This window comes from uncultured Microbacterium sp. (genome assembly GCF_963524805.1).
GTDB lineage: Bacteria > Actinomycetota > Actinomycetes > Actinomycetales > Microbacteriaceae > Microbacterium.
This window is the reverse complement of record NZ_CAURGG010000001.1, coordinates 341,535-363,474: the sequence shown is the minus strand read 5'-3', so window position 1 is coordinate 363,474 and position 21,940 is coordinate 341,535. Positions and strand designations below refer to the sequence as shown.

17 protein-coding genes, 2 tRNA genes and 1 other RNA gene are annotated in these 21,940 nt (G+C 69.0%); 9 read left to right on the top strand and 11 right to left on the bottom strand.

Translation table 11 applies throughout. From position 1 onward, the window contains the following. Positions 1–826: 826 nt before the first annotated feature. From RWQ91_RS01780 to RWQ91_RS01770, 3 genes are read right to left on the bottom strand one after another with little or no spacing between them, the layout of a single operon-like run. Positions 827–3,829: a bifunctional [glutamine synthetase] adenylyltransferase/[glutamine synthetase]-adenylyl-L-tyrosine phosphorylase gene (locus tag RWQ91_RS01780; RefSeq protein WP_314502220.1), complete on the bottom strand. Its 3,003-nt coding sequence runs from the start codon at positions 3,827–3,829 to the stop codon at positions 827–829. A gap of 17 nt (positions 3,830–3,846) precedes the next feature. Further along, positions 3,847–5,184 carry a type I glutamate--ammonia ligase gene (glnA, locus tag RWQ91_RS01775; RefSeq protein WP_314502218.1) on the bottom strand — a complete coding sequence of 446 codons (1,338 nt, stop codon included), beginning with the start codon at positions 5,182–5,184 and terminating at the stop codon, positions 3,847–3,849. A 33-nt stretch (positions 5,185–5,217) separates the two neighbouring features. After that, positions 5,218–5,445, bottom strand: coding sequence for an SPOR domain-containing protein (locus tag RWQ91_RS01770; protein ID WP_314502216.1), 228 nt, complete (start codon positions 5,443–5,445; stop codon positions 5,218–5,220). A gap of 91 nt (positions 5,446–5,536) precedes the next feature. On the opposite strand from RWQ91_RS01770, the gene ppgK reads away from it, so the two are divergent. Beyond that, a complete protein-coding gene (gene ppgK, locus RWQ91_RS01765; protein WP_314502215.1) occupies positions 5,537–6,298 on the top strand; it encodes a polyphosphate--glucose phosphotransferase in 762 nt (253 codons plus the stop codon). 12 nt (positions 6,299–6,310) lie between these two features. On the opposite strand, the gene rnpB is transcribed toward ppgK, so the two are convergent. The 5 genes from rnpB to RWQ91_RS01740 all read right to left on the bottom strand — a co-directional run bounded on the left by rnpB (position 6,311) and on the right by RWQ91_RS01740 (position 9,732). Then, positions 6,311–6,677: RNase P RNA component class A (rnpB, locus tag RWQ91_RS01760), an RNA gene on the bottom strand. A gap of 56 nt (positions 6,678–6,733) precedes the next feature. Beyond that, positions 6,734–8,464 carry a bifunctional 3'-5' exonuclease/DNA polymerase gene (locus RWQ91_RS01755; protein ID WP_314502214.1) on the bottom strand — a complete coding sequence of 577 codons (1,731 nt, stop codon included), beginning with the start codon at positions 8,462–8,464 and terminating at the stop codon, positions 6,734–6,736. Beyond that, a complete protein-coding gene (locus RWQ91_RS01750) occupies positions 8,451–8,894 on the bottom strand; it encodes a reverse transcriptase-like protein (protein WP_314502212.1) in 444 nt (147 codons plus the stop codon). The genes RWQ91_RS01755 and RWQ91_RS01750 overlap by 14 nt, the downstream gene beginning before the upstream one ends. Then, the gene (locus tag RWQ91_RS01745) at positions 8,891–9,622 is read right to left on the bottom strand and encodes a C4-type zinc ribbon domain-containing protein (protein WP_314502210.1); all 732 of its coding nucleotides are present in this window, start codon (positions 9,620–9,622) and stop codon (positions 8,891–8,893) included. Before RWQ91_RS01745 ends, RWQ91_RS01750 begins: the two co-directional genes overlap by 4 nt. A 37-nt stretch (positions 9,623–9,659) precedes the next feature. Continuing rightward, positions 9,660–9,732: transfer RNA gene (locus tag RWQ91_RS01740), tRNA-Val, on the bottom strand. Between the two features lie 149 nt (positions 9,733–9,881). Here RWQ91_RS01740 and aceE point away from each other — a divergent pair. From aceE to RWQ91_RS01710, 6 genes are all read left to right on the top strand, one after another. Continuing rightward, a complete protein-coding gene (gene aceE, locus RWQ91_RS01735) occupies positions 9,882–12,608 on the top strand; it encodes a pyruvate dehydrogenase (acetyl-transferring), homodimeric type (protein ID WP_314502209.1) in 2,727 nt (908 codons plus the stop codon). Between the two features lie 29 nt (positions 12,609–12,637). Then, positions 12,638–13,834 (top strand): helix-turn-helix domain-containing protein, encoded by a 1,197-nt coding sequence (locus tag RWQ91_RS01730; RefSeq protein WP_314502207.1) that lies wholly within the window; start codon positions 12,638–12,640, stop codon positions 13,832–13,834. An 85-nt stretch (positions 13,835–13,919) separates the two neighbouring features. Next, positions 13,920–14,834: an ACP S-malonyltransferase gene (locus RWQ91_RS01725; protein WP_314502205.1), complete on the top strand. Its 915-nt coding sequence runs from the start codon at positions 13,920–13,922 to the stop codon at positions 14,832–14,834. 14 nt (positions 14,835–14,848) lie between these two features. Next, positions 14,849–15,850 carry a beta-ketoacyl-ACP synthase III gene (locus RWQ91_RS01720; RefSeq protein WP_314502203.1) on the top strand — a complete coding sequence of 334 codons (1,002 nt, stop codon included), beginning with the start codon at positions 14,849–14,851 and terminating at the stop codon, positions 15,848–15,850. Positions 15,851–15,917: 67 nt separating this feature from the next. Continuing rightward, positions 15,918–16,166 carry an acyl carrier protein gene (locus RWQ91_RS01715; protein WP_091706648.1) on the top strand — a complete coding sequence of 83 codons (249 nt, stop codon included), beginning with the start codon at positions 15,918–15,920 and terminating at the stop codon, positions 16,164–16,166. Between the two features lie 91 nt (positions 16,167–16,257). Then, on the top strand, positions 16,258–17,496 hold the full coding sequence (locus RWQ91_RS01710) for a beta-ketoacyl-[acyl-carrier-protein] synthase family protein (RefSeq protein WP_314502199.1): 1,239 nt from the start codon (positions 16,258–16,260) through the stop codon (positions 17,494–17,496). Between the two features lie 194 nt (positions 17,497–17,690). Here the strand turns inward: RWQ91_RS01710 and RWQ91_RS01705 are convergent, their stop codons facing one another. Both RWQ91_RS01705 and RWQ91_RS01700 read right to left on the bottom strand, forming a co-directional pair. Next, positions 17,691–18,194: a DUF3145 domain-containing protein gene (locus tag RWQ91_RS01705; RefSeq protein WP_314502198.1), complete on the bottom strand. Its 504-nt coding sequence runs from the start codon at positions 18,192–18,194 to the stop codon at positions 17,691–17,693. 198 nt (positions 18,195–18,392) lie between these two features. Further along, entirely contained in the window at positions 18,393–19,166 is a 774-nt protein-coding gene (locus RWQ91_RS01700; RefSeq protein ID WP_314502902.1) for a hypothetical protein, read from the bottom strand. A gap of 139 nt (positions 19,167–19,305) precedes the next feature. Between RWQ91_RS01700 and RWQ91_RS01695 the strand changes: the two genes are divergently transcribed. Next, positions 19,306–21,324 (top strand): DUF262 domain-containing protein, encoded by a 2,019-nt coding sequence (locus tag RWQ91_RS01695; RefSeq protein WP_314502196.1) that lies wholly within the window; start codon positions 19,306–19,308, stop codon positions 21,322–21,324. A gap of 198 nt (positions 21,325–21,522) precedes the next feature. On the opposite strand, the gene RWQ91_RS01690 is transcribed toward RWQ91_RS01695, so the two are convergent. Next, positions 21,523–21,596, bottom strand: a tRNA-Ile gene (locus RWQ91_RS01690). A 58-nt stretch (positions 21,597–21,654) separates the two neighbouring features. On the opposite strand from RWQ91_RS01690, the gene RWQ91_RS01685 reads away from it, so the two are divergent. After that, positions 21,655–21,939 (top strand): hypothetical protein, encoded by a 285-nt coding sequence (locus RWQ91_RS01685; protein ID WP_314502195.1) that lies wholly within the window; start codon positions 21,655–21,657, stop codon positions 21,937–21,939. The last annotated feature ends 1 nt before the right edge of the window (position 21,940 follow it).

Genomic DNA, 21,940 nt, shown 5'->3' with positions numbered 1-21,940 from the left:
CGAGTCGGTCACGTTACCGACACGCGCACGCCGGGATGCCCCGCCGACGACGGGCGGGCAGCTGACCCTACGCTCAGCACATGACGAATGAGGAGTGGCCTGCAATACCGGAGTTGCCAGCGGTGCGCGCCACGCCAATCGCATGCGCGTTGTGCGACTGGACTACTGACCAAGATCCGCGCTTCGCCTGGGGTTAGCTTCGCGTCCACCACCACAGCGAGCATCCACGAGAGCCCCAACCGCTACGCGACCGGACCAGAGAACTTCGTGGTTACTGGGAGTACGCCGAGGCTGCCTGTCAATCTGGCGGCGGTGACGCCGGGGCGGCGTGGTTGGCCCTGAGAAAACTTCAAGAGCATCTCGATGAGCAGGGTCTTACCGACACTCCAGCGGACCCGCTACATGTGTATCGGCGGGAGATGGAGGCGCATGTCCTTTACGGCGAGTGGCGTGTGGCCCGGCTCGGACCCGACGAGGCGACGGAACGCACCGCTTATCTCGCTCTACTAGCTCATCTGGACGAGCAAGGGTTCGCGGGCCAGCGGTACGATCCGCGCCGCTAACGGTCACCGGCTGTCCGCGTCTGCCGTCCAGAGACTGCACGTCGGAATCCGGTGGCCGTCCGCAAACAGTCCGCAAAATGCCATCGACCGGCATCGAGCCGCATCGACCGTCCCCCGAAAACCCGCGGAATTCCGCACAATTGACCTGTCCACACGGATGAGCATCGACCGTCAATTAGTTCGAGCTGTACTTCGGCGTCTGACGCGCACTGCGCAAAGAAGGGCCCCGGGCAACCGGGGCCCTTCCGGCGTCTGAAACCGGATCAGCCGTAGAAGAGCTTCTCGAACACGCGCCGCGCGCGGCGGGTGGTTCCCAGGTAGTCCTCCTCGACCTGAGTCGCAGACCGTGGCGGGTAACCGAGCAGGCGGCCGATGCCGTCCAGCTTCTTGCGGTCGGTGGGCAGCACGTCGCTGGTCTGGCCCGACAGCAGCGTGTTGGCCGAGCGGAGCCTGCTGGCCAGGCGCCAGGCCTCGGTCAGCCGGTCGGCGGCGGTCTCGGCCACGATCCCGGCATCCTGAGCGGCCCGCAGGGCGTCGATCGTCGAGGTCGTGCGCATTCCGGGCACCCGGTGCGCGTGCTCGAGCTGCAGCAGCTGCACGAGCCACTCGACATCGCTGAGCGACCCCGGCCCGAGCTTGAGGTGACGCGCGGGGTCTGCGCCCTGCGGCAGTCGTTCGTTCTCGACGCGGGCCTTGATGCGCTTGATCTCGCGCAGTCCCTGCGGATCCACGGTTGCCGGATAGCGCACGTCGTCGGCGAGAGCGGTGAAGGCCCCGATCAGCTTGACGCTTCCGGCGACACCGCGTGCGCGCAGGAGCGCCTGGGCTTCCCACGAAAGCGACCACCGTCGGTAGTACTCGCCGTACGCGGCGAGCGAGCGGGCCATGGGCCCGTTGCGGCCCTCGGGCCGCAGTCCCGCATCCAGATCGAGAGGAACCCGGTGATCCTCGGAATGCCTGCGCAGGCCGGCCACGATCTGCAGGGACAGCTCGTGCGCCCGCTGCGCGTCCACGCCGTTGGGGCGGTACACGTACATCACGTCGGCATCCGACCCGAACCCGAGCTCACTGCCACCGAACCGGCCCATCGCGATCACGGAGAAATCCAGTGCGGCATCCTCCGCCGGCACGATGTCGCGTCGCACCGCCCGCAGCGTCGCCTGGATCGTGACTTCGGTCACCGTCGTGAGGGCGTTCGCGATCTCCTCGATCGTGGAGGTGCCGAGGATCGCCGACATCGCGATCCGCAGCAGTTCACGGCGGCGGAGCGCCCGCACCGATCGCATGGCATCGTCGATCGCCGCGTGCCGCGACTCGATCGCGCGGGCTTCATCCTGCAGCGCCCGGCCGGTCCGGGGCCGGAGCAGCTCGGGATCGTCCAGCCAGGCGGCGGATTCGGGAATCCATTCCATGAGCTCGCCGACGTAGCGCGAGCTGGACAGCACACGGGTGAGGTTCTCGGCTGCCCCGGAGGAATCGCGCAACATGCGCAGGAACCACGGCGTGCTGCCGAGTCGCTCGCTGATGCGCCGGAACGCGAGCAGCCCGTAGTCGGGATCGACGCCGTCCGCGAACCAGCGGATCATGATCGGCATCAGGTGCCGCTGGATCGTGGCGCCGCGGCTCAGCCCGCTCGTGAGCGCGGCGATGTGGCGGAGGGCGCCGATCGGGTCGGTGAAGCCGATGGCGGCAAGTCGGTCGTGCGCCTGCGCGGGCGAGAGCGTGCGGCCCTCCTCGGGCAGCGCTGCGACGGCCGACAGCAGCGGACGATAGAACAGGCGCACGTGGATGTCGCGGACTTCGCGCTTGACGGTCTCCCACCGCTGCCAGATCTTCTCGCCGGATTCGGCGATGCCCGAGGCCCGGGCAAGGACGCGCAGCTCATCGGGGCGGGAAGGCATGAGGTGGGTCCGGCGCAGATTGCGCAGCTGCATGCGATGCTCGAGCACGCGCAGCACTCGGTAGTCGTGCGAGAAGGTCCCCGCCTCCGCTCTGCCGATGTATCCCTGCTCGACGAGGGCGTCGAGTGCCTCGAGCGTCCCGCGCTGCCGGATGCGGTCGTCCGACAGTCCGTGCACGAGCTGGAGCAGCTGCACGGTGAACTCGATGTCCCGGATGCCGCCCGGTCCGAGTTTCAGCTGGTACGCCACTTCGGCGGCCGGAATGTGCTCGGTGACCCGCTCCCGCATGCGCTGCACGCTGTCGACGAAGTTCTCGCGTGCGGCGCTGGTCCAGATCTTCGGCTGCACCGCGTCGACGTAGGCCGCGCCGAGCGCGGCGTCTCCGGCGATCGGTCGTGCTTTCAGGAGCGCCTGGAACTCCCAGCTCTTGGCCCATCGGTCGTAGTACGACAGATGCGAATCCAGGGTGCGCACCAGCGCCCCCTGCTTGCCCTCCGGACGGAGGTTCGCATCGACCTCCCACAGCGGCGGCTCCACCTCGACCCCGGCGATCCCCCGCATCGTCTGGACGGCGAGGCGAGTCGCGATATCGACGATCCGGCTCTCCCCGATCTCCTCGGCCGCGCCCTCAGCGGCGCCCGCCACGAAGATGACATCCACATCGCTCACGTAATTGAGCTCGCGAGCGCCCGCCTTGCCCATCCCGATGACGGCGAGACGGGTCGCCGCCACTTCCTCACGCGGGAACAGCCCCGCTCCGGGCGCGCCACCTGCCACTCGCGTGCGCGCGACGCACAACGACGCCTCGAGCGCGGCGCCCGCGGCGTCGGCGAGCCGCGCCGCCACGCGTGCGAGCTCGTCCACCGGGGACGAGCTCAGGAGGTCGTACGCCGCGATCGCCGCGATCAGCTGCCGGTACCGCACCCGCAGCGCCACCCACGCGGCTTCCGTGCCGTCGTCCGCGAACCCGTCGACGGCTCCGACCGAGGCCAGCAGCGCGCTGCGCAGCTCATCGGGAGTCGGCAGGGCCGTTCCGGCACCGGCGAGATGGGCGAGCTCCTCGGGATGGCGCAGGTAGAAGTCCGCGAATCCGGTCGAGGCCCCCAGCAGCGCCCACAGCGAGCGCCATCCGGTCTGGTCATCGCGAAGAGCGCGGACGGATGCCGCATCCCTGCGGGCGATCCGGGTGAGCGCCGAGACCGCGGCGTCCGGATCGGCGGCCCGGGACGCCGGACCGGTCAGTTCCTCGCGCTGCAGACCGAGCAGCGACTGCAGCTCGAGGAGCTCGGCCTCCGCCTCGGCCAGGCGGCTGAACCCGATCCGCGCGAGATGGGTGAGGGCTTGCGACCGTTCGCTCGTGGACATCGTCTCGCGGGGCGAGCTCAGAGCATCTCGAGGTTGCTCTTCAGCTCGAAGTGCGTGACCTGCGAGCGGTACTCCTGCCACTCCTTGCGCTTGTTGAGCAGCACGTAATTGAAGACCTGTTCGCCGAGCGTCTCGGCCACGAGCTCCGACTCCTCCATGTACTCGAGGGCGTGATCCAGGCTGGCCGGCAGCGGGGCGTAGCCGAGAGCGCGACGCTCGGCATCCGTCAGCGACCACACGTTGTCCTCGGCCTCGGGGGGCAGCTCGTAGCCCTCCTCGATGCCCTTGAGGCCCGCGGCGAGCATCAGCGCGTAGGCCAGGTAGGGGTTGGCGGCCGAGTCGAGGGCGCGGTACTCGACCCGGGAGGACTGCCCCTTGTTCGGCTTGTACATCGGGACGCGCACGAGCGCCGAGCGGTTGTTGTGGCCCCAGGTGATGAAACTCGGAGCCTCGTCGCCGCCCCACAGGCGCTTGTACGAGTTGACGAACTGGTTGGTGACCGCCGAGATCTCAGCCGCATGGCGCAGCAGGCCCGCGATGAAATGGCGGCCGGTCTGCGACAGCTGGTAGGTCGCGCCCTCCTCGTAGAACGCGTTCACATCCCCCTCGAACAAAGACATGTGGGTGTGCATGCCGCTTCCGGGCTTGCCGCCGAGCGGCTTGGGCATGAAGGTCGCGTAGACGCCCTGCTCGATCGCGACCTCTTTGATGACGGTGCGGAACGTCATGATGTTGTCGGCAGTGGCAAGGGCATCGGCATATCGCAGGTCGATCTCGTTCTGGCCGGGACCGCCCTCGTGATGGCTGAACTCGACCGAGATGCCGAGGTCTTCCAGCATGCGCACCGAACGGCGGCGGAAGTCGTGGGCGGTGCCTCCGGGCACATTGTCGAAGTAGCCCGCCGAGTCGACCGGCTCGGGACCCTCGGGGCCGAACGAGGAGGACTTCAACAGGTAGAACTCGATCTCGGGGTGCGTGTAGAACGTGAATCCGGCGTCGGCGGCTTTGGCGAGCGACCGCTTGAGGACGTGGCGGGGATCGGCGACGGCGGGCTGACCGTCCGGCGTCGTGATGTCGCAGAACATGCGCGCCGTCGGGTCGATCTCGCCCCGCCAGGGCAGGATCTGGAAGGTCGTCGGGTCGGGATGGGCCAGCAGATCCGACTCGTACGAGCGGGTCAGCCCCTCGATGGCCGAGCCGTCGAAGCCGAGACCCTCTGCGAAGGCGCCTTCGACCTCGGCCGGGGCGATCGCCACGGACTTGAGGGTGCCGATGACGTCGGTGAACCAGAGGCGGACGAACTTGACGCCGCGCTCCTCGATCGTTCGCAGTACGAAGTCACGCTGCTTGTCCATCGATTCCCCTCCGGTGCCGGCCGAGCGGCCGGTCTAGTTCTCGTCGTCTGCGGGCGTTGCGGGCTCCGCCGAGCGCGGCGCGGCGTCGCGTCGCTCCTCGTCAGCCCATGCCCGGGAGCGTTCGCGGATGATCTCGGGAGCCCGCGCCGCCTCTTCAGCGGTCTCGAAAGGGCCGGCGCGATCGACGTGGGGCGACACGAAGCCGCGCTCCACCTCGCCGGTCGTGAGGTTGTACCAGTACTTCTCGCTGTCGCCGGTCACTTCCCGCTCCTCCCGCGATCCCCGAATCGTTCGACGGGTTCACTCGCTCGATCCTACTGATCGCCCGCGCGCTCCTGGATAGGCTGGGCCCATGGCTACGGACAAGACTCGCGCTGTCGGTGTGGACATCGGCGGAACAGGCATCAAGGCGGCGATCGTCGATCTGGAAGCGGGGACGCTGCTCAGCGACCGCATCAAGGTCGCGACCCCGCAGGGAGCCGAGCCGAAGGACGTCCTGGCAGCCGTCCTGAAGGTTCTGGAGAAGCTCGAGGTGCTCGAGGACGCGATCCCGCTGGGCGTGGCCTTCCCCGCCATCGTGAAGTCCGGGCGCACCCTCTCGGCTGCGAACGTCTCGAAGAAGTGGATCGGCTTCGAGGCCGAGAAGTTCTTCGAGGACGGGCTCGGACGCGACATCCACTTCGCCAACGACGCCGACGTCGCCGGCGTCGCCGAGATGCGCTACGGCGCAGCGCGCGGCATCCAGGGTCTGACGATCCTGACCACGCTCGGGACCGGAATCGGGTCCGCGATGATCTACAACGGCGTGCTGGTGCCCAACTCCGAGCTCGGTCACCTTCAGCGCGCTGGCCACAAGAACGACTTCGAGGCTTGGGCGGCCTACTCGGCGATGGAGCGCGAAGCGCTGGATTGGACAGCGTGGGCCAAGCGGCTGCAGGTGTACTACAGCCACGTCGAATTCCTCTTCACGCCCGATCTGTTCATCGTCGGCGGCGGCGTCTCCAAGCACGCCGATTCGTTCCTGCCGCTGCTGAAGCTGAACACGCCGATACTCCCGGCGGTGCACCGCAACAACGCCGGGATCATCGGGGCCGCCGCCTTGGCCCTCGACTGATCCTCGAGAGGGCGAATGGGCCGGCCTGTACGCCGGGTTCTGTCCGGGGGCGTGAGCCCCGTGGACGGTCATCTCTCTCGGCGACACGTTGCCGTGCCGCTCATGCGGTCTACCCGAGGACTCGGCGGGCCGCGTCAACATCCTCTGTCTGACCTTGCTCCGGGCGAGGTTTACCTTGCGGGTCGTGTCACCACGACCCCGGTGGTCTCTTACACCGCCGTTTCACCCTTACCGCGGCCGAAGCCGTGGCGGTCTGTTCTCTGTGGCACTGTCTCGCGGATCACTCCGGGTGGGTGTTACCCACCGCCCTGCCCTGTGGAGCCCGGACGTTCCTCGGCGCTGCGGTGAACCGCAGCGACGCGACCGTCCAGCCGACCCACTCGCGTCGCCGAGTCTAACCCGGTCGCCCCGGGATCACCCTCTGCGCATGCCCGCTCAGCCCTTGTCCGCCGTCTGCACGACGCGCAGCTCGAGCGGGAAGTCGATCGGGAAGTCCCCGAACAGGAGGCGGCCTGCGGCTGCGGCCGCCTCGCGCACCGCCTCGGCGACGGCCTCCGCGTGCCCGGCGGGGACATGCACCATGACCTCGTCGTGGAGGAAGAAGGCCAGATGCGGTGCTCTCGCGAACACGACTCCCGAGCGCGGCGCACCGGTGCTCGCGACGACCCCCGGCATGGCCGCCAGCCGTCCTCGGAGGTCGCCCATCCACGCGAGCGCCCATTCGGCGGCGGTGCCCTGAACGATGAAGTTCCGCGTAAACCGGCCGCGGTCGCGCGCCCATCGGCGCGCGCGCATCTCATCCGCGTCGGATGCCGCGACATCGCTGGCCTGCGACTGGGCGTCGTGCCAGGTGGCGGAAGGAGCCGGAGAACTCCGTCCGAGCCAGGTGGTGACCACTCCCCCGTTCTCGCCCGTGCGGGCAGCCTCGTCGACGAGCCGCATGGCCCGGGGGAACGTACGACGCAGGCGGGGAACAAGGCGGCCGCTCTCCCCTGTGGTCGCGCCGTACATCGCGCCGAGCATCGCGACCTTCGCCTCGGCGCGTTCGGCGACCGCCCCGGTGTCGACGATGCCGGCGTAGAGATCCCTGCCGCGCGCCGCGTCCGCCAGGGCGGTGTCGCGGGACATCGCTGCCAGCACACGCGGCTCCAGCTGGGCGACGTCGGCGATCACGAGACGCCAGCCGGGATCGGCGCGCACTGCTGCGCGCAGCTGGCGCGGGATCTGCAGCGCGCCGCCGCCGGAGGAGGCCCACCGGCCCGTCACCACTCCGCCGGGCACGTAGACGGGGCGGAATCTGCCGTCGTGCACCCACTCGTCCAGCCACGACCAGCCGTTGGCCGAGAGCAGCCGCGACAGCTTCTTGTACTCCAGCAGCGGCTCGACCACCGGATGCCGGTACCGCGCCAGCTCCCAGCGGCTCGTGGACTCGGCCAGCACTCCGGCCCGGTGCAGCGAGCGCAGGAGCTTCGGCTGCGAATCCAGGCTCGCACCGGCGTCTCCCAGCGCCTCGCGCACGCGCCGCGCGGCGTCCTCCAGCTTCGCCGGCGGTCCGCCGGTCGCGGGCCGCTCGCCGAGCACGTCGATCAGAATCGCGTCATGGGCGGCGGCATCCCACGGAAGCCCGGCCGTGCGGAGTTCGACGGCGATCAGAGCGCCGGCTGATTCGGCGGCGGTCAGCAGGCGCAGCCGTCCGGCTGCGGGTGACTCCTCGACCGCCGCGCGCTGGCGGGCGAACTCGCTCACACACTCGTCGATGTCGGCAGGCGGTCCGGCGGTGGTCTCCGTCCCACCGAGGTCGAACAGCGTCGGCGCCGATGCCGTTTCGGCCAGGAAGGGGTCGACGTCCCAGCCTGATGGCCTCCTGACCGCCGCGTCGCCGGCGACGAGCGCGGAGTCGCGGAGGATCGCGTGACACAGGCGCAGATCGTGGCATCGGCCGACGCGGACGCCGGCCGAAAGCAGGTCCGCGTACCACCGTGGTGTGTCATTCCACACCCATCGCACCGGCGAGTGGCTCTCGACAGCGCCGACCCAGCCGGGCAACTCCGCCGCGCGCAGCGTCATCCGCTCGCGCTCGGTCCCGTCCGGTCCGAGGATCACCGCGACCGTCCCCGCGTCTTCCTTGCCGAGGACGATCCAGCTCGCGCCGTCAGGCCTGTCCACCGTCGATGTCCCGCCGGAAGCTCTCGCGGCGATCCATCGATTCGTTCGCCGCGGCGTCCGCTCGCCTGTTCTCGAGGCGCGGAACCCACTCGAAGGAGACGTCCCGTTCCCCGATGAGCGAGCGTGCGCGGCCGGCGAGCACCTGCATGTCGGGATGCTTGATCTTCCACCGACCGGTCATCTGCTCGACGACGAGCTTCGAGTCGAGGCGGACGTGAAGGGATGCCGCGGGATCGCGCTCCAGCGCGGCCTCGAGTCCTGCGAGCAGGCCGTGATACTCGGCCACGTTGTTGCTGGCGACGCCGACGTAGACCCCGACCTCACTGAGCACGGCTCCGGATGCCGCGTCGATCACCACCGCGCCCCCTGCCGCGACGCCGGGGTTTCCGCGCGAGCCACCGTCGGCTTCGACGATGAGCCGGCGGGTCACAGACCCGACTCCTCCGTGCGCACGAGGATGCAGCCGCATTCGGGGCAGGTGATGACTTCGTCCTCGGCGGCGAGTCGGGCGGCCTGCAGATCGGTCCCGGCCAGCACCATGCGGCATCCCTCGCACGTCCCGCGTCGCAGCAGCGCTGCACCGGAACTGCGCGCCGAAACGCGGTCGTAGAAGGCCAGCAGGTCGCCGGCGACCGTCTCGGCCACAGCCGCACGGTCGCGGGTCGCAGCCTCGAACGCGGCCGAAGCCTCGGCCACGACGCGCTTGGCCTCCGCGCTCAGGGCGGCGCCCTCGGCGTTGGTCTGCCCCATCACCGACTCCTGCTCCGCCACGGCCGCGTCGGCCTGCTCGAGCCGTTCCATCACCTCGAGCTCGGCGTCCTCGAGATCGCTCTTGCGTCGTGCGAGCGAAGCGAGCTCGCTCTCGAGCCCCTGCGCTTCCTTCATGTTGCTGGTCGAGTTCAGCCGCTCCGCATCACGCGCGCGCCGCGCGTCGACCATCGCCACGTCCGATTCGATGCGCGCCATCTCCGCGCGCAGATCATCGCGGGCGCCCAGCCTGGTCGCCAGTTCCTGCGCGAAGGTCTGACGCTGGGCGAGAAGTGCCTGCACGCGCGCCGCCTGAGGCGGGTTGCGGCGAGCGGCGTCCGCCTGTCGGATGCGGGTGTCGAGTTCGGCGACTTCCAGGAGGCGGCGCTGATCCGCGGGGCTTGCTTTCACGCGTCCAACCTACCCCGGGCCCCCCGACGCGGATGCGTGGGCCCTGCCGGGATCGAACCGACGACATCCACGGTGTAAACGTGGCGCTCTACCAGCTGAGCTAAAGGCCCTCGGCCTCAGTCTAGAACGCACCGCAGCGGCGTCGCGCGGGCAGGGACTCGCTAGGCTGGATGCTGGTGCGTTGTGCATGCCGAACAAAGCCTGCGCCGCATCACAGGCGATTACCTGGCACGATCTGCCAGACGACGAAAGGTCTTCCGTGACTGTCCACGACCAGGATCCGTACTCCCAGGGCCCCCTTGACAGCGATCCCGACGAGACGGCGGAGTGGCAGGAGTCGCTCGAGCAGCTCGTCGCCGCGAAGGGCCACGGCCGCGGCCGCGAGATCATGCTGAGCCTGCTCAAGCGCTCGAAGGATCTTCACCTCGGCGTGCCGATGGTGCCGACCACCGATTACATCAACACCATCGCTCCCGAGAACGAGCCGGACTTCCCCGGCGACGAGGAGATCGAGCGCCGCTACCGCGCGTGGATCCGCTGGAACGCCGCGGTCACCGTGCACCGCGCGCAGCGTCCGGGAATCGGTGTCGGCGGCCACATCTCGACGTATGCCTCGTCCGCGTCCCTGTACGAAGTGGGGTTCAACCACTTCTTCCGCGGCGCCGATCACCCCTCGGGCGGAGACCAGATCTTCATCCAGGGGCACGCCTCCCCCGGCACCTACGCCCGAGCCTTCCTGGAGGGTCGCCTCAGCGAAGACCAGCTCGACGGCTTCCGCCAGGAGAAGTCCGCCGCGCCGAACGGCATCCCCTCCTACCCGCATCCGCGGCTGATGCCGGACTTCTGGCAGTTTCCGACGGTCTCGATGGGGCTCGGCCCGATCAACGCCATCTACCAGGCGATGACGAACAAGTACCTGACCAACCGTGGGATCAAGGACGTCTCGGACGCGCACGTCTGGGCGTTCCTGGGCGACGGCGAGATGGACGAGGTGGAGAGCCGCGGTCAGCTGCAGGTCGCTGCGAACGAGGGCCTGGACAACCTGACCTTCGTCGTCAACGCCAACCTGCAGCGCCTGGACGGCCCGGTGCGCGGCAACGGCAAGATCATCCAGGAGCTGGAGAGCTTCTTCCGCGGCGCCGGCTGGAACGTGATCAAGGTGGTGTGGGGCCGCGAGTGGGACGAACTGCTCTCGCGCGACACGGACGGCGCCCTGCTGAACCTCATGAACGTCACTCCGGACGGCGACTACCAGACGTACAAGACCGAGGACGGCGCGTATGTGCGCGAGAACTTCTTCGGTCGCGACGAGCGCACCCGCGCCCTGGTCAAGGATTACAGCGACGACCAGATCTGGAGCCTCAAGCGCGGCGGCCACGACTACCGCAAGGTCTACGCGGCGTACAAGGCGGCTGTCGAGCACAAGGGTCAGCCGACCGTGATCATCGCCAAGACGATCAAGGGCTACGGGCTCGGCAAGCACTTCGAGGGGCGCAACGCGACGCACCAGATGAAGAAGATGACGCTCGAGGACCTCAAGCACTTCCGCGATGAGATGCACGTTCCGATCTCCGACGCTCAGCTCGAACAGAACCCGTACCTACCGCCGTACTACAACCCGGGTCAGCAGGACGAGACCATCCAGTACCTGATGGAGCGCCGCCGCGCACTCGGCGGCTTCCTGCCCGAGCGCCGCTCAACCCACGTCGGGCTCGAGCTGCCCGACGACTCCGCCTACTCGCAGCCCAAGAAGGGCTCCGGAACGCAGGAGATCGCCACCACCATGGCGTTCGTCCGACTCCTGAAGGATCTGCTGCGGTCGAAGGGCTTCGGGCACCGCATCGTGCCGATCATCCCCGACGAGGCGCGCACTTTCGGAATGGACGCCTTCTTCCCGACGGCGAAGATCTACAACCCGAACGGTCAGCACTACACGTCCGTCGACCGCGAACTGCTGCTGGCGTACAAGGAGAGCCCCCAGGGCCAGATCCTGCACGTGGGCATCAACGAGGCGGGTGCCCTCGCCGCCTTCACGGGCGTCGGCACGTCGTACGCGACGCACGGCGAGCCGCTCATCCCGGTCTACATCTTCTACTCGATGTTCGGCTTCCAGCGCACGGGCGACGCGCAGTGGGCCGCCGGCGACCAGATGGCACGCGGCTTCATCATCGGCGCCACCGCCGGACGCACCACGCTCACCGGAGAGGGGCTGCAGCACGCGGACGGACACTCCCACCTGCTGGCCTCGACCAACCCGGCGACGGTGTCGTACGACCCGGCCTTCGGCTACGAGATCGCGCACATCGTGCGGGCGGGCCTTGACCGCATGTACGGCGGCACGCACCCGGATCCCAACGTCATGTACTACCTGACGGTGTACAACGAGCCGCTCGTGCAGCCCGCGGAGCCGGCCGGTGTGGACGTCGACGGCATCGTGCGCGGCATCCATCACATCTCCGCCGATTCGGGCGACGGGCCGCGCGCCCAGCTGCTCGCCTCGGGCGTCGGTGTGCCGTGGGCGCTCGAGGCGCAGAAGCTGCTCCGCGAGGACTGGGGCGTGAGCGCCGACGTGTGGTCGGTCACGTCGTGGACCGAACTGCGCCGTGATGGACTCGCCGCCGACGAGCACAACTTCCTGCACCCCGACCAGGAGCCCAGGACGCCGTACGTCACGGACAAGCTGAAGGACGCCCAGGGTCCGGTCATCGCGGTGAGCGATTACATGCACGCCGTGCAGGACCAGATCCGTCAGTGGGTTCCGCAGCGCTTCGCGTCGCTCGGCGCGGACGGTTTCGGCTTCTCGGACACGCGCGCGGCGGCTCGGCGGTTCTTCAAGATCGACGGCCCGTCGATGGTGGTCCGCACGCTGCAGGCACTCGCCGAGGAGGGAGCGGTCGACCGCTCGCTCGCGGCACAGGCGATCGAGAAGTACCGTCTGCACGATGTGACCGCGGGTACGAGCGGCAACGCGGGCGGCGAGAGCTGACCCCACAGATGGCGTCCCACCCCTCGCAGATGGACAAGACCGAGACCCTCGCATGGCTGCGGCGGATCTCGGGAGATCTGGCGAGCGCGACGATCAAGCGCCTCGAGGACACCCTCCCGTGGTACGCCGAGATGCCGCCCGCACGTCGGTCGGCGGTCGGGCTGGTCGCGCAGGCCGGTATCTCCTCCTTCATCCAGTGGTACGACGACCCGACCTCGACACCGTGGATCGCCGCGGACATCTTCGCCGCGGCCCCGCGTGAGCTGCTGCGCAGCGTGAGTCTCACGCAGACGCTCCAGCTCATCCGCGTCACCGTCGAGGTCACGGAGGAGCGCCTCGTGGGCAAAGGCGACGACCTGCGCGAGGGCATCCTGCTGTACTCCCGCGACGTGGCCTTCGCCGCCGCCGATGTCTACGCCCGGGCGGCTGAGGCGCGCGGACTGTGGGATGCCCGGCTGGAGGCCCTCGTGGTCGACTCGATCCTCACGGGCGAGGCCGACGAAGAGCTGCCGAGCAGGATCGCCGCCCTCGGATGGCACGGCCACGGTGAGGTGGCGGTGCTCGTGGGCACGACTCCGCCGCAGTTCGACGTCGACCAGCTGCGTCGCAGCGCCCGCAAGCTCGGCGTCGATGTGCTCATCGGCGTGCAGGGTTCGCGGCTCGTGCTGGTGCTCGGGCGCGCCGAGCTGCCCGGGCGTCCGGATGACGAGCCCGAACTGCCGTTCCCCGAGATCGCGAACCGCCTCGAACCGGGTTTCGGACCGGGGTTCCTCGTGCTCGGCCCCGCGGTTCCTGCCCTCGTGGACGCCAGTCAGAGCGCCCGGGCATCGCTGGCCGGCTTCGCCGTGGCGCGCGCCTGGCGCAACGCCCCTCGGCCCGTCGAGGCGGACGACCTGCTGCCCGAGCGCGCCCTGGCGGGCGACCCGCTGGCCAAGCAGACGCTCGTGGAGCGCATCTACCGCCCGCTGCAGTCGCACAGCGCCGACCTGGTCACCACGCTGTGGAGCTACCTCGACAACGGCCGCTCACTCGAAGCGACCGCGCGGGAGCTCTTCGTCCACCCCAACACCGTCCGCTATCGCCTCAAACGCGTATCGGACGTCATCGGCTGGGATGCGACCGGCCCGAGGGAAGCGCTCATCCTGCAGACGGCGCTCATCCTCGGTTCGATCGGCACCGACTCGACACGCCGTCGGGTGCCGTCACTGCGACGCAGCCCCGCGTGAGTGTGTGCGGCGCGCACAAAGCATTCGCCGATTCTTGTGACGAGATCGCCAGAGGCTCGCGCCTGATCCTTGACAGGATGGAACGGTGATGATCGCCGTCTTCCCCGGGCAGGGTTCGCAGACCCCCGGCTTCCTGACCCCGTGGCTCGAGATCGACGGTGCGCCGGAGCGTCTGGCGGCCTACTCAGAGTGGGCCGGGGTGGATCTGATGGCCGCCGGCACCGAGTGGGACGCCGACCGCATCCGCGACACCCAGGTGGCCCAGCCGCTCATCGTCGCCGCCAGCCTCTTGTCGTGGAACGCGCTCCCGGACCGCAGCGCCGTCGGCGGCGTCGCAGGACACTCTGTCGGGGAGGTCGCCGCCGCAGCGGCGGCGGGCATCATCACCGACGAGGACGCGCTGCGGCTCGTCGGCATCCGCGGGCGTGCGATGTCCGAGGCCGCCGCTGCCGAGCCGACGGGCATGAGTGCCGTTATCGGCGGAGACGAGGCAGTCGTCCTCGCGCGGTTGGAGGAGCTCGATCTCACCCCGGCGAACTACAACGGCGGCGGCCAGATCGTCGCCGCAGGGTCGCTGCCGGCGCTTCAGGCGCTTTCGGCTCAGCCGCCCGCGGGCAGCCGGGTGATCCCCCTGCAGGTGGCCGGAGCATTCCACACCCGCTACATGCGCTCCGCCGTCGAGGTGCTGCGTCACGCGGCGTCGACGGTGTCCGCTTCCGACCCGGCGGTTCCGATCTGGTCGAACCGCGACGGTGCGAGCGTCGAGTCGGGTGCGCAGTTCATGGATCAGCTGGTCGACCAGGTGGCCTCGCCGGTGCGCTGGGATCTGTGCATGGCATCCTTCGCGGCAGCGGGCGTGAGCGGCATCGTCGAGCTCTCCCCCGCCGGCACCCTGACGGGCCTGGCCAAGCGCGCCCTGCGCGGAGTCCCCAGCGTCGCCGTCAAATCCCCCGATGACCTCTCCGCCGCTCAGGCCCTTCTGAGCGGCGTCGCTGCATGACCGGAGATCCCCGCATGGCTCGTACCCTCATCCAGCCCACCGGGCCGGCACACACGCGCATCTACGCCTATGGGGCGGCTCGCGGAGAGGTCTCCGTCCCGAACGACGACCTGATCGGCCCGATCGACTCCAGCGACGAGTGGATCCGGCAGCGCACCGGCATCATCACCCGCACGCGCGCTCTGACCGGCACGACCGCGATCGATCTGGCGACGGATGCCGCAGCGGAGGCGATCGCGAAGTCGGGTGTGCTGCCCCAGCAGGTCGACGCCGTGATCATCGCGACGGTGAGCAACCCCAAGCAGACTCCCTCGGTGGCTGCGATCGTGGCCGACCGTATCGGATCGAACCCCGCGGCTGCGTTCGACCTGAACGCCGCCTGCGCCGGCTTCGCGTACGGCGTCGCGCAGGCTGATGCGCTCATCCGGGCCGGCGCGGCTCACTACGTCGTCGTGGTGGGCGCGGAGAAGCTCAGCGACATCGTGGATCCCACCGACCGCAGCATCTCGTTCCTGCTCGGCGACGGCGCCGGGGCCGTCGTCATCGGCCCGAGCGACACGCCCGGCATCGGGCCGACCATCTGGGGCTCGGACGGGTCGAAGGCCGAGGCCGTCGGCATGAACGGCACGCTGACCCAGTTCCGCGACGGAGAGGTCCCCTGGCCGACCCTCCGACAGGAAGGACCCACGGTCTTCCGCTGGGCGGTGTGGGAGATGGTCAAGGTCGCGCGCCAGGCGCTGGAGGCGGCGGGGGTCGAGGCGTCGGACCTCGCGGCGTTCGTGCCGCACCAGGCGAACATGCGCATCATCGACGAGTTCGCCAAGCAGCTGAAGCTCCCCGACACGGTGGTGATCGGCCGCGACATCGAGACGACCGGCAACACGTCGGCGGCATCCATTCCGCTTGCGACGCACCGGCTGCTCGAAGAGCACCCCGAACTGAGCGGCGGGCTGGCCCTGCAGATCGGCTTCGGGGCGGGCCTTGTGTTCGGCGCGCAGGTCGTCGTGCTTCCCTGACGCCGCGAACCCCGACTCTAGACTGATCAGGGCCCCGACGGGGCCACCCCGAAGAACAGGAGAAACCATGGCATTCAGCAACGACGAGGTCCTCGCGGGACTCGCCGAGCTCATCACCGACGAGACGGGGATCTCGGCCGACGAGGTCGCGCTCGAGAAGTCGTTCACGGACGACCTCGACATCGACTCGATCTCGATGATGACGATCGTCGTCAATGCCGAGGAGAAGTTCGGCGTCACCATCCCCGACGACGAGGTCAAGAACCTCAAGACGGTCGGCGACGCCGTCACCTTCATCACGTCGAACCAGGCCTGAGCGCCTCCCTTCCGGTGGGGGCGAGCGTGCCCCTGCCCTCCGGTGGGGGCTGCGGCCCCCACCGGCACACTCACGAGGATCTTTCGAACACATGAGCAACTCCCGCATCGTCGTCACCGGCATCGGCGCGTCATCCCCCATCGGCGGGACCGCAGCCGAGAGCTGGACCGCCCTGCTCGCAGGCACCTCGGGTGCCCGCTCCCTCGAGCACGAATGGGTTGCGCAGTACGAGCTGCCGGTGACCTTCGCCGCCGAAGCGCTCGTCAGGCCTGAAACGGTGCTCGAGCGGCCGGAGGCCAAGCGCCTGGACCCGGCGTCGCAGTTCGCCCTCGTCGCCGCGCGTGAAGCCTGGGCCGATGCCGGGGCGCCCGACGTCGAGCCCGAGCGGTTCGGGGTCGACTTCGCGACAGGCATCGGCGGGGTCTGGACGCTGCTGGACGCGTGGGACACGCTGCGTGAGAAGGGCCCCCGGCGAGTCATGCCGATGACGGTTCCGATGCTCATGCCCAATGCCGCCGCCGCGGCCGTCTCGATGCACCTGGGGGCGCGAGCGTACGCGCGCACCGTCGCATCGGCCTGTGCGTCCAGCACCGAATCGATCGTCAACGCCTTGGAGCATTTGCGTCTGGGGTTGGCGGACGTCGTCATCGCGGGCGGCACGGAATCGGCGATCCACCCGATCACGATCGCGTCGTTCGCCTCCATGCAGGCACTCTCCAAGCGCAACGACGATCCCTCGCACGCCTCACGGCCCTACAGCGTCGATCGCGACGGCTTCGTCATGGGAGAGGGCGCTGCGGCCCTCGTTCTGGAGACCGAGGAGCACGCCCGTGCTCGGGGCGCCAAGATCTACGCCGCGGTGGTCGGTGGCGGAGTGACCGCGGATTCGTACCACATCACCGCTCCTGAGCCCGAAGGCCTCGGCGCGTCCCGTGCGGTGCGGATGGCACTCGAGGCGGCGGGCGCCTCGGTCGAGGACGTCACCCACATCAATGCGCACGCCACGTCCACCCCGACCGGCGACATCGCCGAGTACCGGGCGCTGCTGAGCGTGTTCGGAGACCGGGTGCACGAGATCCCCGTCTCGGCGACGAAGGGCTCGACCGGGCACCTGCTGGGGGGCACCGGGGCGCTGGAGGCGATCTTCACCATCCTCGCGCTGCGCGACGGTCAAGCACCCCCCACGATCAACCTCACCACGCAGGATCCCGACATCCCGCTGCGGATCTCGGGCGACCCCATCCCGCTCGGCGATGGGCCGCAGCTGGCGATCAGCAACTCGTTCGGGTTCGGCGGCCACAACGCGGTCGTCGCCTTCGCCACCGCCTGACGCCGGCAGAGACGACGAAGACGCCCCGCGGGAAGCCACCGCGGGGCGTCTGTCGTGTCAGGCGATGAAACGGTTTCTCGACATCCGGGACCTTGGTGTCTCCGACTGCCGTTAGTCGCGCCTCGAGGCGCCTGAGTCTGTGGAGTTGTGCGGGGCTGACAGCGCAGTCCGGCGACGCGTCATCCGGCTTCGCCTCATCCGACTTTATGGAGCCACACCACGGATGCGTCGTCACTGGCGTGCCGGAACGGCTCGAGCTCTTCGTCCCATGCGGCACCGAGGGCGACCTGCAGCTCATGGTGCAGTTCGACGGGGTCTCCGGCGGCGAGCTCCATCGCGTAGCGGATGCGGTCCTCCCCGACCACGACATTGCCGGCGGTGTCCGTCTGCGCGTAGTGGATGCCGAGGCCGGGCGTGTGCAGCCACCGACCGCCGTCGCTGCGCGGGGACGGATCCTCCGTCACCTCGAAGCGCAGGTGCTCCCAGCCGCGGATCGCCGTCGCCAGAGCGGCGCCCGTGCCCGCGGGCCCCTCCCAGTAGAACTCGGCGCGCCGGCTGCCGGAGAGCACCGGCTGCTCCGTCCAGTCGAAGCTGACCGCGTGACCGAGGGCGCGACCCACCGCCCACTCGAGGTGTGGGCACAATGCTCGTGGCGCGGAGTGAATGAAGATCACTCCACGCGCGTGTGCTGAAGCCATGATCTCTTCCGTTTCGTCAGGTGCGTCTTCCCCAACGACCTGAACCGGAGCGCCATGGCGGCTATGCGATTGTGCGACTCATTATCGCCCACCCGACCGCCGAATGACAAGCGTGTGATTCGGTGTGTCTCCGGCGGGCAGGCGAAGAGGACCCGGCGGACGTGGCCGGGCCCTCTTCGCGTGGCGTCTGCGGTCGGATCAGGCCTCGCTCATCGCCTGCACTTCGACCTGGCCCTTGGCGGCGTAGTAGGCGGCGCGCGCGGCATCCCTCCGCGCCTGCTCGGCATATCCGGCGTCGAGGACCTCCTGCGCAACGTCGACGCTCTCGACGTGGTTCACGCCGTTGTACTTCTCGATGTAGGCATCCAGCTCCGGGCCCGAGGTCCACGACGTGATCAGGCAGTAGCGCGGCGCCTCCCCCACGTGCGTGGCCGCGTGCCAGAGCCGCTGCGTGTCGATGATCAGCTGCGCCCCGGCGGGGAGGGCGATGCGCACCTCGCCGGCGGGATCGGTGCGGTTCTCGCGGAGGACGAAGAAGCTGTCCTGATCATCCGTCAGATTGAAGAATCCCCGGACCACCCAGCCGGTGCCGTCCGGGTTGAGGCGGTTGTTGTCGTCCTGATGCAGGTTGTAGAGGCACTCGCCGTAGGGCGTCGGCTGCAGCTCGATCACGCGGCAGCGACCGACGTTCGCACCGGGCTCCATCGCGCGCCGCGTGAGGTTCGGAGCCTTCTCGACCTGGGAGTCGATCCAGACCCCGTCCTTGTCGGTGCGCGGCGGCTTGTGGTTCCAGAAGCCGTTGCACTCGATCTCGCCGAAGGCGCTGGCGAGCGGGGCGAATCTGGTGTCGCCGGAGGACTTCCAGTCGTTGTATTCGATATCCAGCCACTCCTGGGGATCGAGCTCCTGGTTGTAGCGGTCGAGGACGACGTAGCCGGTCTCTTCGAGAGCGGCGGACTTGATGTAACCCATGAGGTGGATCAGCCTTTCGTAGGGAGCCAGCACGTTTTAACAGGCTCGACGAAGGCAAGCCTACCCGCGGGCCCTCGGGGGTTCCCGGGCTCCGCCGCGGTGAAGAAGCGAGCGGTCGGTACCTGCATAAGCTAGAGGGATGACCGCCGACCGACGCGATGCGACGAACGTCGATGCCACGGCCGTCAACACGATGTCCTGGCTCTCGGGCGATCTCACTGTGGTCGTACCCGTCTATCAACGGCAGTACCGGTGGGACATCGGAGCCTGCGAGCAGCTGCTCTCGGACGTGCGCGCCGTCGCGGACTCCGATCACCGTCACATGCACTTCCTCGGGTCGATCCTGTCCTCCGTCAGCGGCCGCGGCGAGGGGACCGAGCTGGTTCTCATCGACGGCCAGCAACGGCTCACGACGCTCATGCTGCTGGTCGCAGCGCTGCACCACACCGTCAGAAGCGACGACCCGGCCCTCGCGGCCGAGCTCGAGCGCGTCCTGGTGCGCAGGGGCGATCGCACGCGCACCAAGCTGCGGCCCCACCGGGGCTGGGCGGACGTCTTCGAGAGCGTCGTCCTTGACCGCCTGTCCTCTGTCGAGGGCCTTCGCGAGTCGCGGTTCGATGACAACTACGCCTTCTTCCGAAGCCAGATCTCCCGTTCCGAAGCGCCGCAGATCTGGGCGGGGCTGCAGAAGCTCGAACATGTGTCGATCACGCTCGGGGCCGGGGCGAACGCCCAGCAGATCTTCGAGAGCCTGAACTCCACCGGCGAACCGCTCAGAGATCACGAACTGATCCACAACTACGTCCTCATGGGACTCAGCCATGCGGAGCAGAGCGAGATCGAGCAGTCGTTCTGGGTTCCGATCGAGCAGAACACCGGTGAAGCGATCCAGAGGTTCTGGCGGCACTACCTGGTGATGCGCACCGGGCGCGAGGTCGCCGTGACGGGCGGCCGGGGGGTGTACGAGGCGTTCCGATCGGAGTTCCCGCGACTCGAGCCCGACGACCTTCGCGCCTATGCGGCCGAGTGGAAGGAGTACTCGGAGATCTACCGCGTGCTGCTGGACCCCGCGCATGCGGACGACCTCGTGGCCGCACGCGAACTCGCCTTCCTCAATCTCTTCGGCGGAGCGGTCCATCCGCTCATGATGCGGGTGTACCGCGACCACACGCGCGGTGCGATCGACTTCCGGCAGTTCCTGGCCACGATCGCTGACGTGCAGTCGCTGCTGCTGCGACGCACTGTCGTGGGCACGCCCACGGAGAGTCTCGTGGCTCGCCTCTGCCGGGCACGCGAGGAAGGCACGGACGAGCTGCGCCTCGCGCTGGGCCGCATCACGCCATCAGATGAACGGGTCCGTGTGGCCCTGAAGTACGGCGAGCTCCCCCACCCGCGCCAGGTGCTGGGCCGCCTTGCCGGAGCGGATCCTGCGGACGAACTCGACGTAGACCACATCTTCCCCACGGCACCCGGAGACGCCTGGAGCGGTGACGGCGTCCGGGCGTGGGCGCAGTACACCGAGGATGAGCAGAACAGCCACCGTGCGCTGGCACAGACGCTCGGCAACCTCACACTGGTCGAACAGCCCCTCGCCGAGCGCGCGTGGGACCAGTCCTTCGCGCAGAAGCGGGTCCTCTACGGGCAGAGCCGCGTGTCGATGACCTCGGCCCTGACCGAGTTCCCCGCCTGGGACACCGCGGCGATCGTGGATCGGACCGCAGCCCTGACGGCCGAATTCGTCCGCGTGTGGCCGCGCCCGGGCGACTCGCAGATCGACGACGACGGCCTCACGCCGATCCTGGATGCACGGCGTCGGCGCGGATGGCCGCCGGGCTGGCAGCGCGAGTTCTCCTACGTCGAGTACCGCGGTGAGCACTGGGAGGTCCACGACGTCAAGGCGCTGTTCAATCGCATCTTCCGGCGCATGTGGACCGACGCCCGACCGGCGCTGCTCGCCTTCAACGATCGACGCGGGGGGCCGGTGTATCCCGCCCAGTCGTGGAACGGACAGTGGGATGCGCTCGACGAAGCGCATTTCCTCTACATGGGCTGGGACTCCCGCTACATGCTCACCGCCGTGCAGGACGTGCTGGAGGAGGCCGGGTTCGCCGCGGAGGTCTTCGTCAAGTACTCGTACATCGGCGACGCCATGAAGTAGAAGGTCTTCGCACGCACAGAAGGGCCACCCTTCGGGCGACCCTTCGATGCGTGGGGCGGGTGGGACTTGTCCCCACCGCCTCTCCACTCGCCGCTTCGCGGCGGGCGGAGCCTCTGGAGGCGTGGGCCCGCCTACGGTTCACGCGCTGCACTTGTCGCACGCATCGAAGGGCCACCCTTCGGGCGACCCTTCGATGCGTGGGGCGGGTGGGACTTGAACCCACGATCGTCGGGTTATGAGCCCGCTGCCTTGACCAGCTTGGCCACCGCCCCTCGACGAACGAGCCTACCCAACCGGGAACGCTCATCCGGTGCGTGGCAGAATGCCGATGTGGATCCGCTCGCCTGGCTCGTTGCGACAGCTCTCGTCGCTCTCGCCGTCGTCGGCGTGTGCCTCGCCCCGCGTCTGAAACGGGACAATCTGCGTCGGCAGCTGGACGGCGGCGGCGGCTCGCTCAGCGGAATCGGCGCGGGATTCGATGTGGTCTGGCGACCCTCGGCCGACGAGGCGCGCGCTGACTGGGAAGCGCAGGTGGAGATGCCCGCTCCCGCGCCGTCGCCTGACGGTTCGGGACGCCTTCGCGACGGACGGATCGTGATCGACGTCGGGCGGTGAC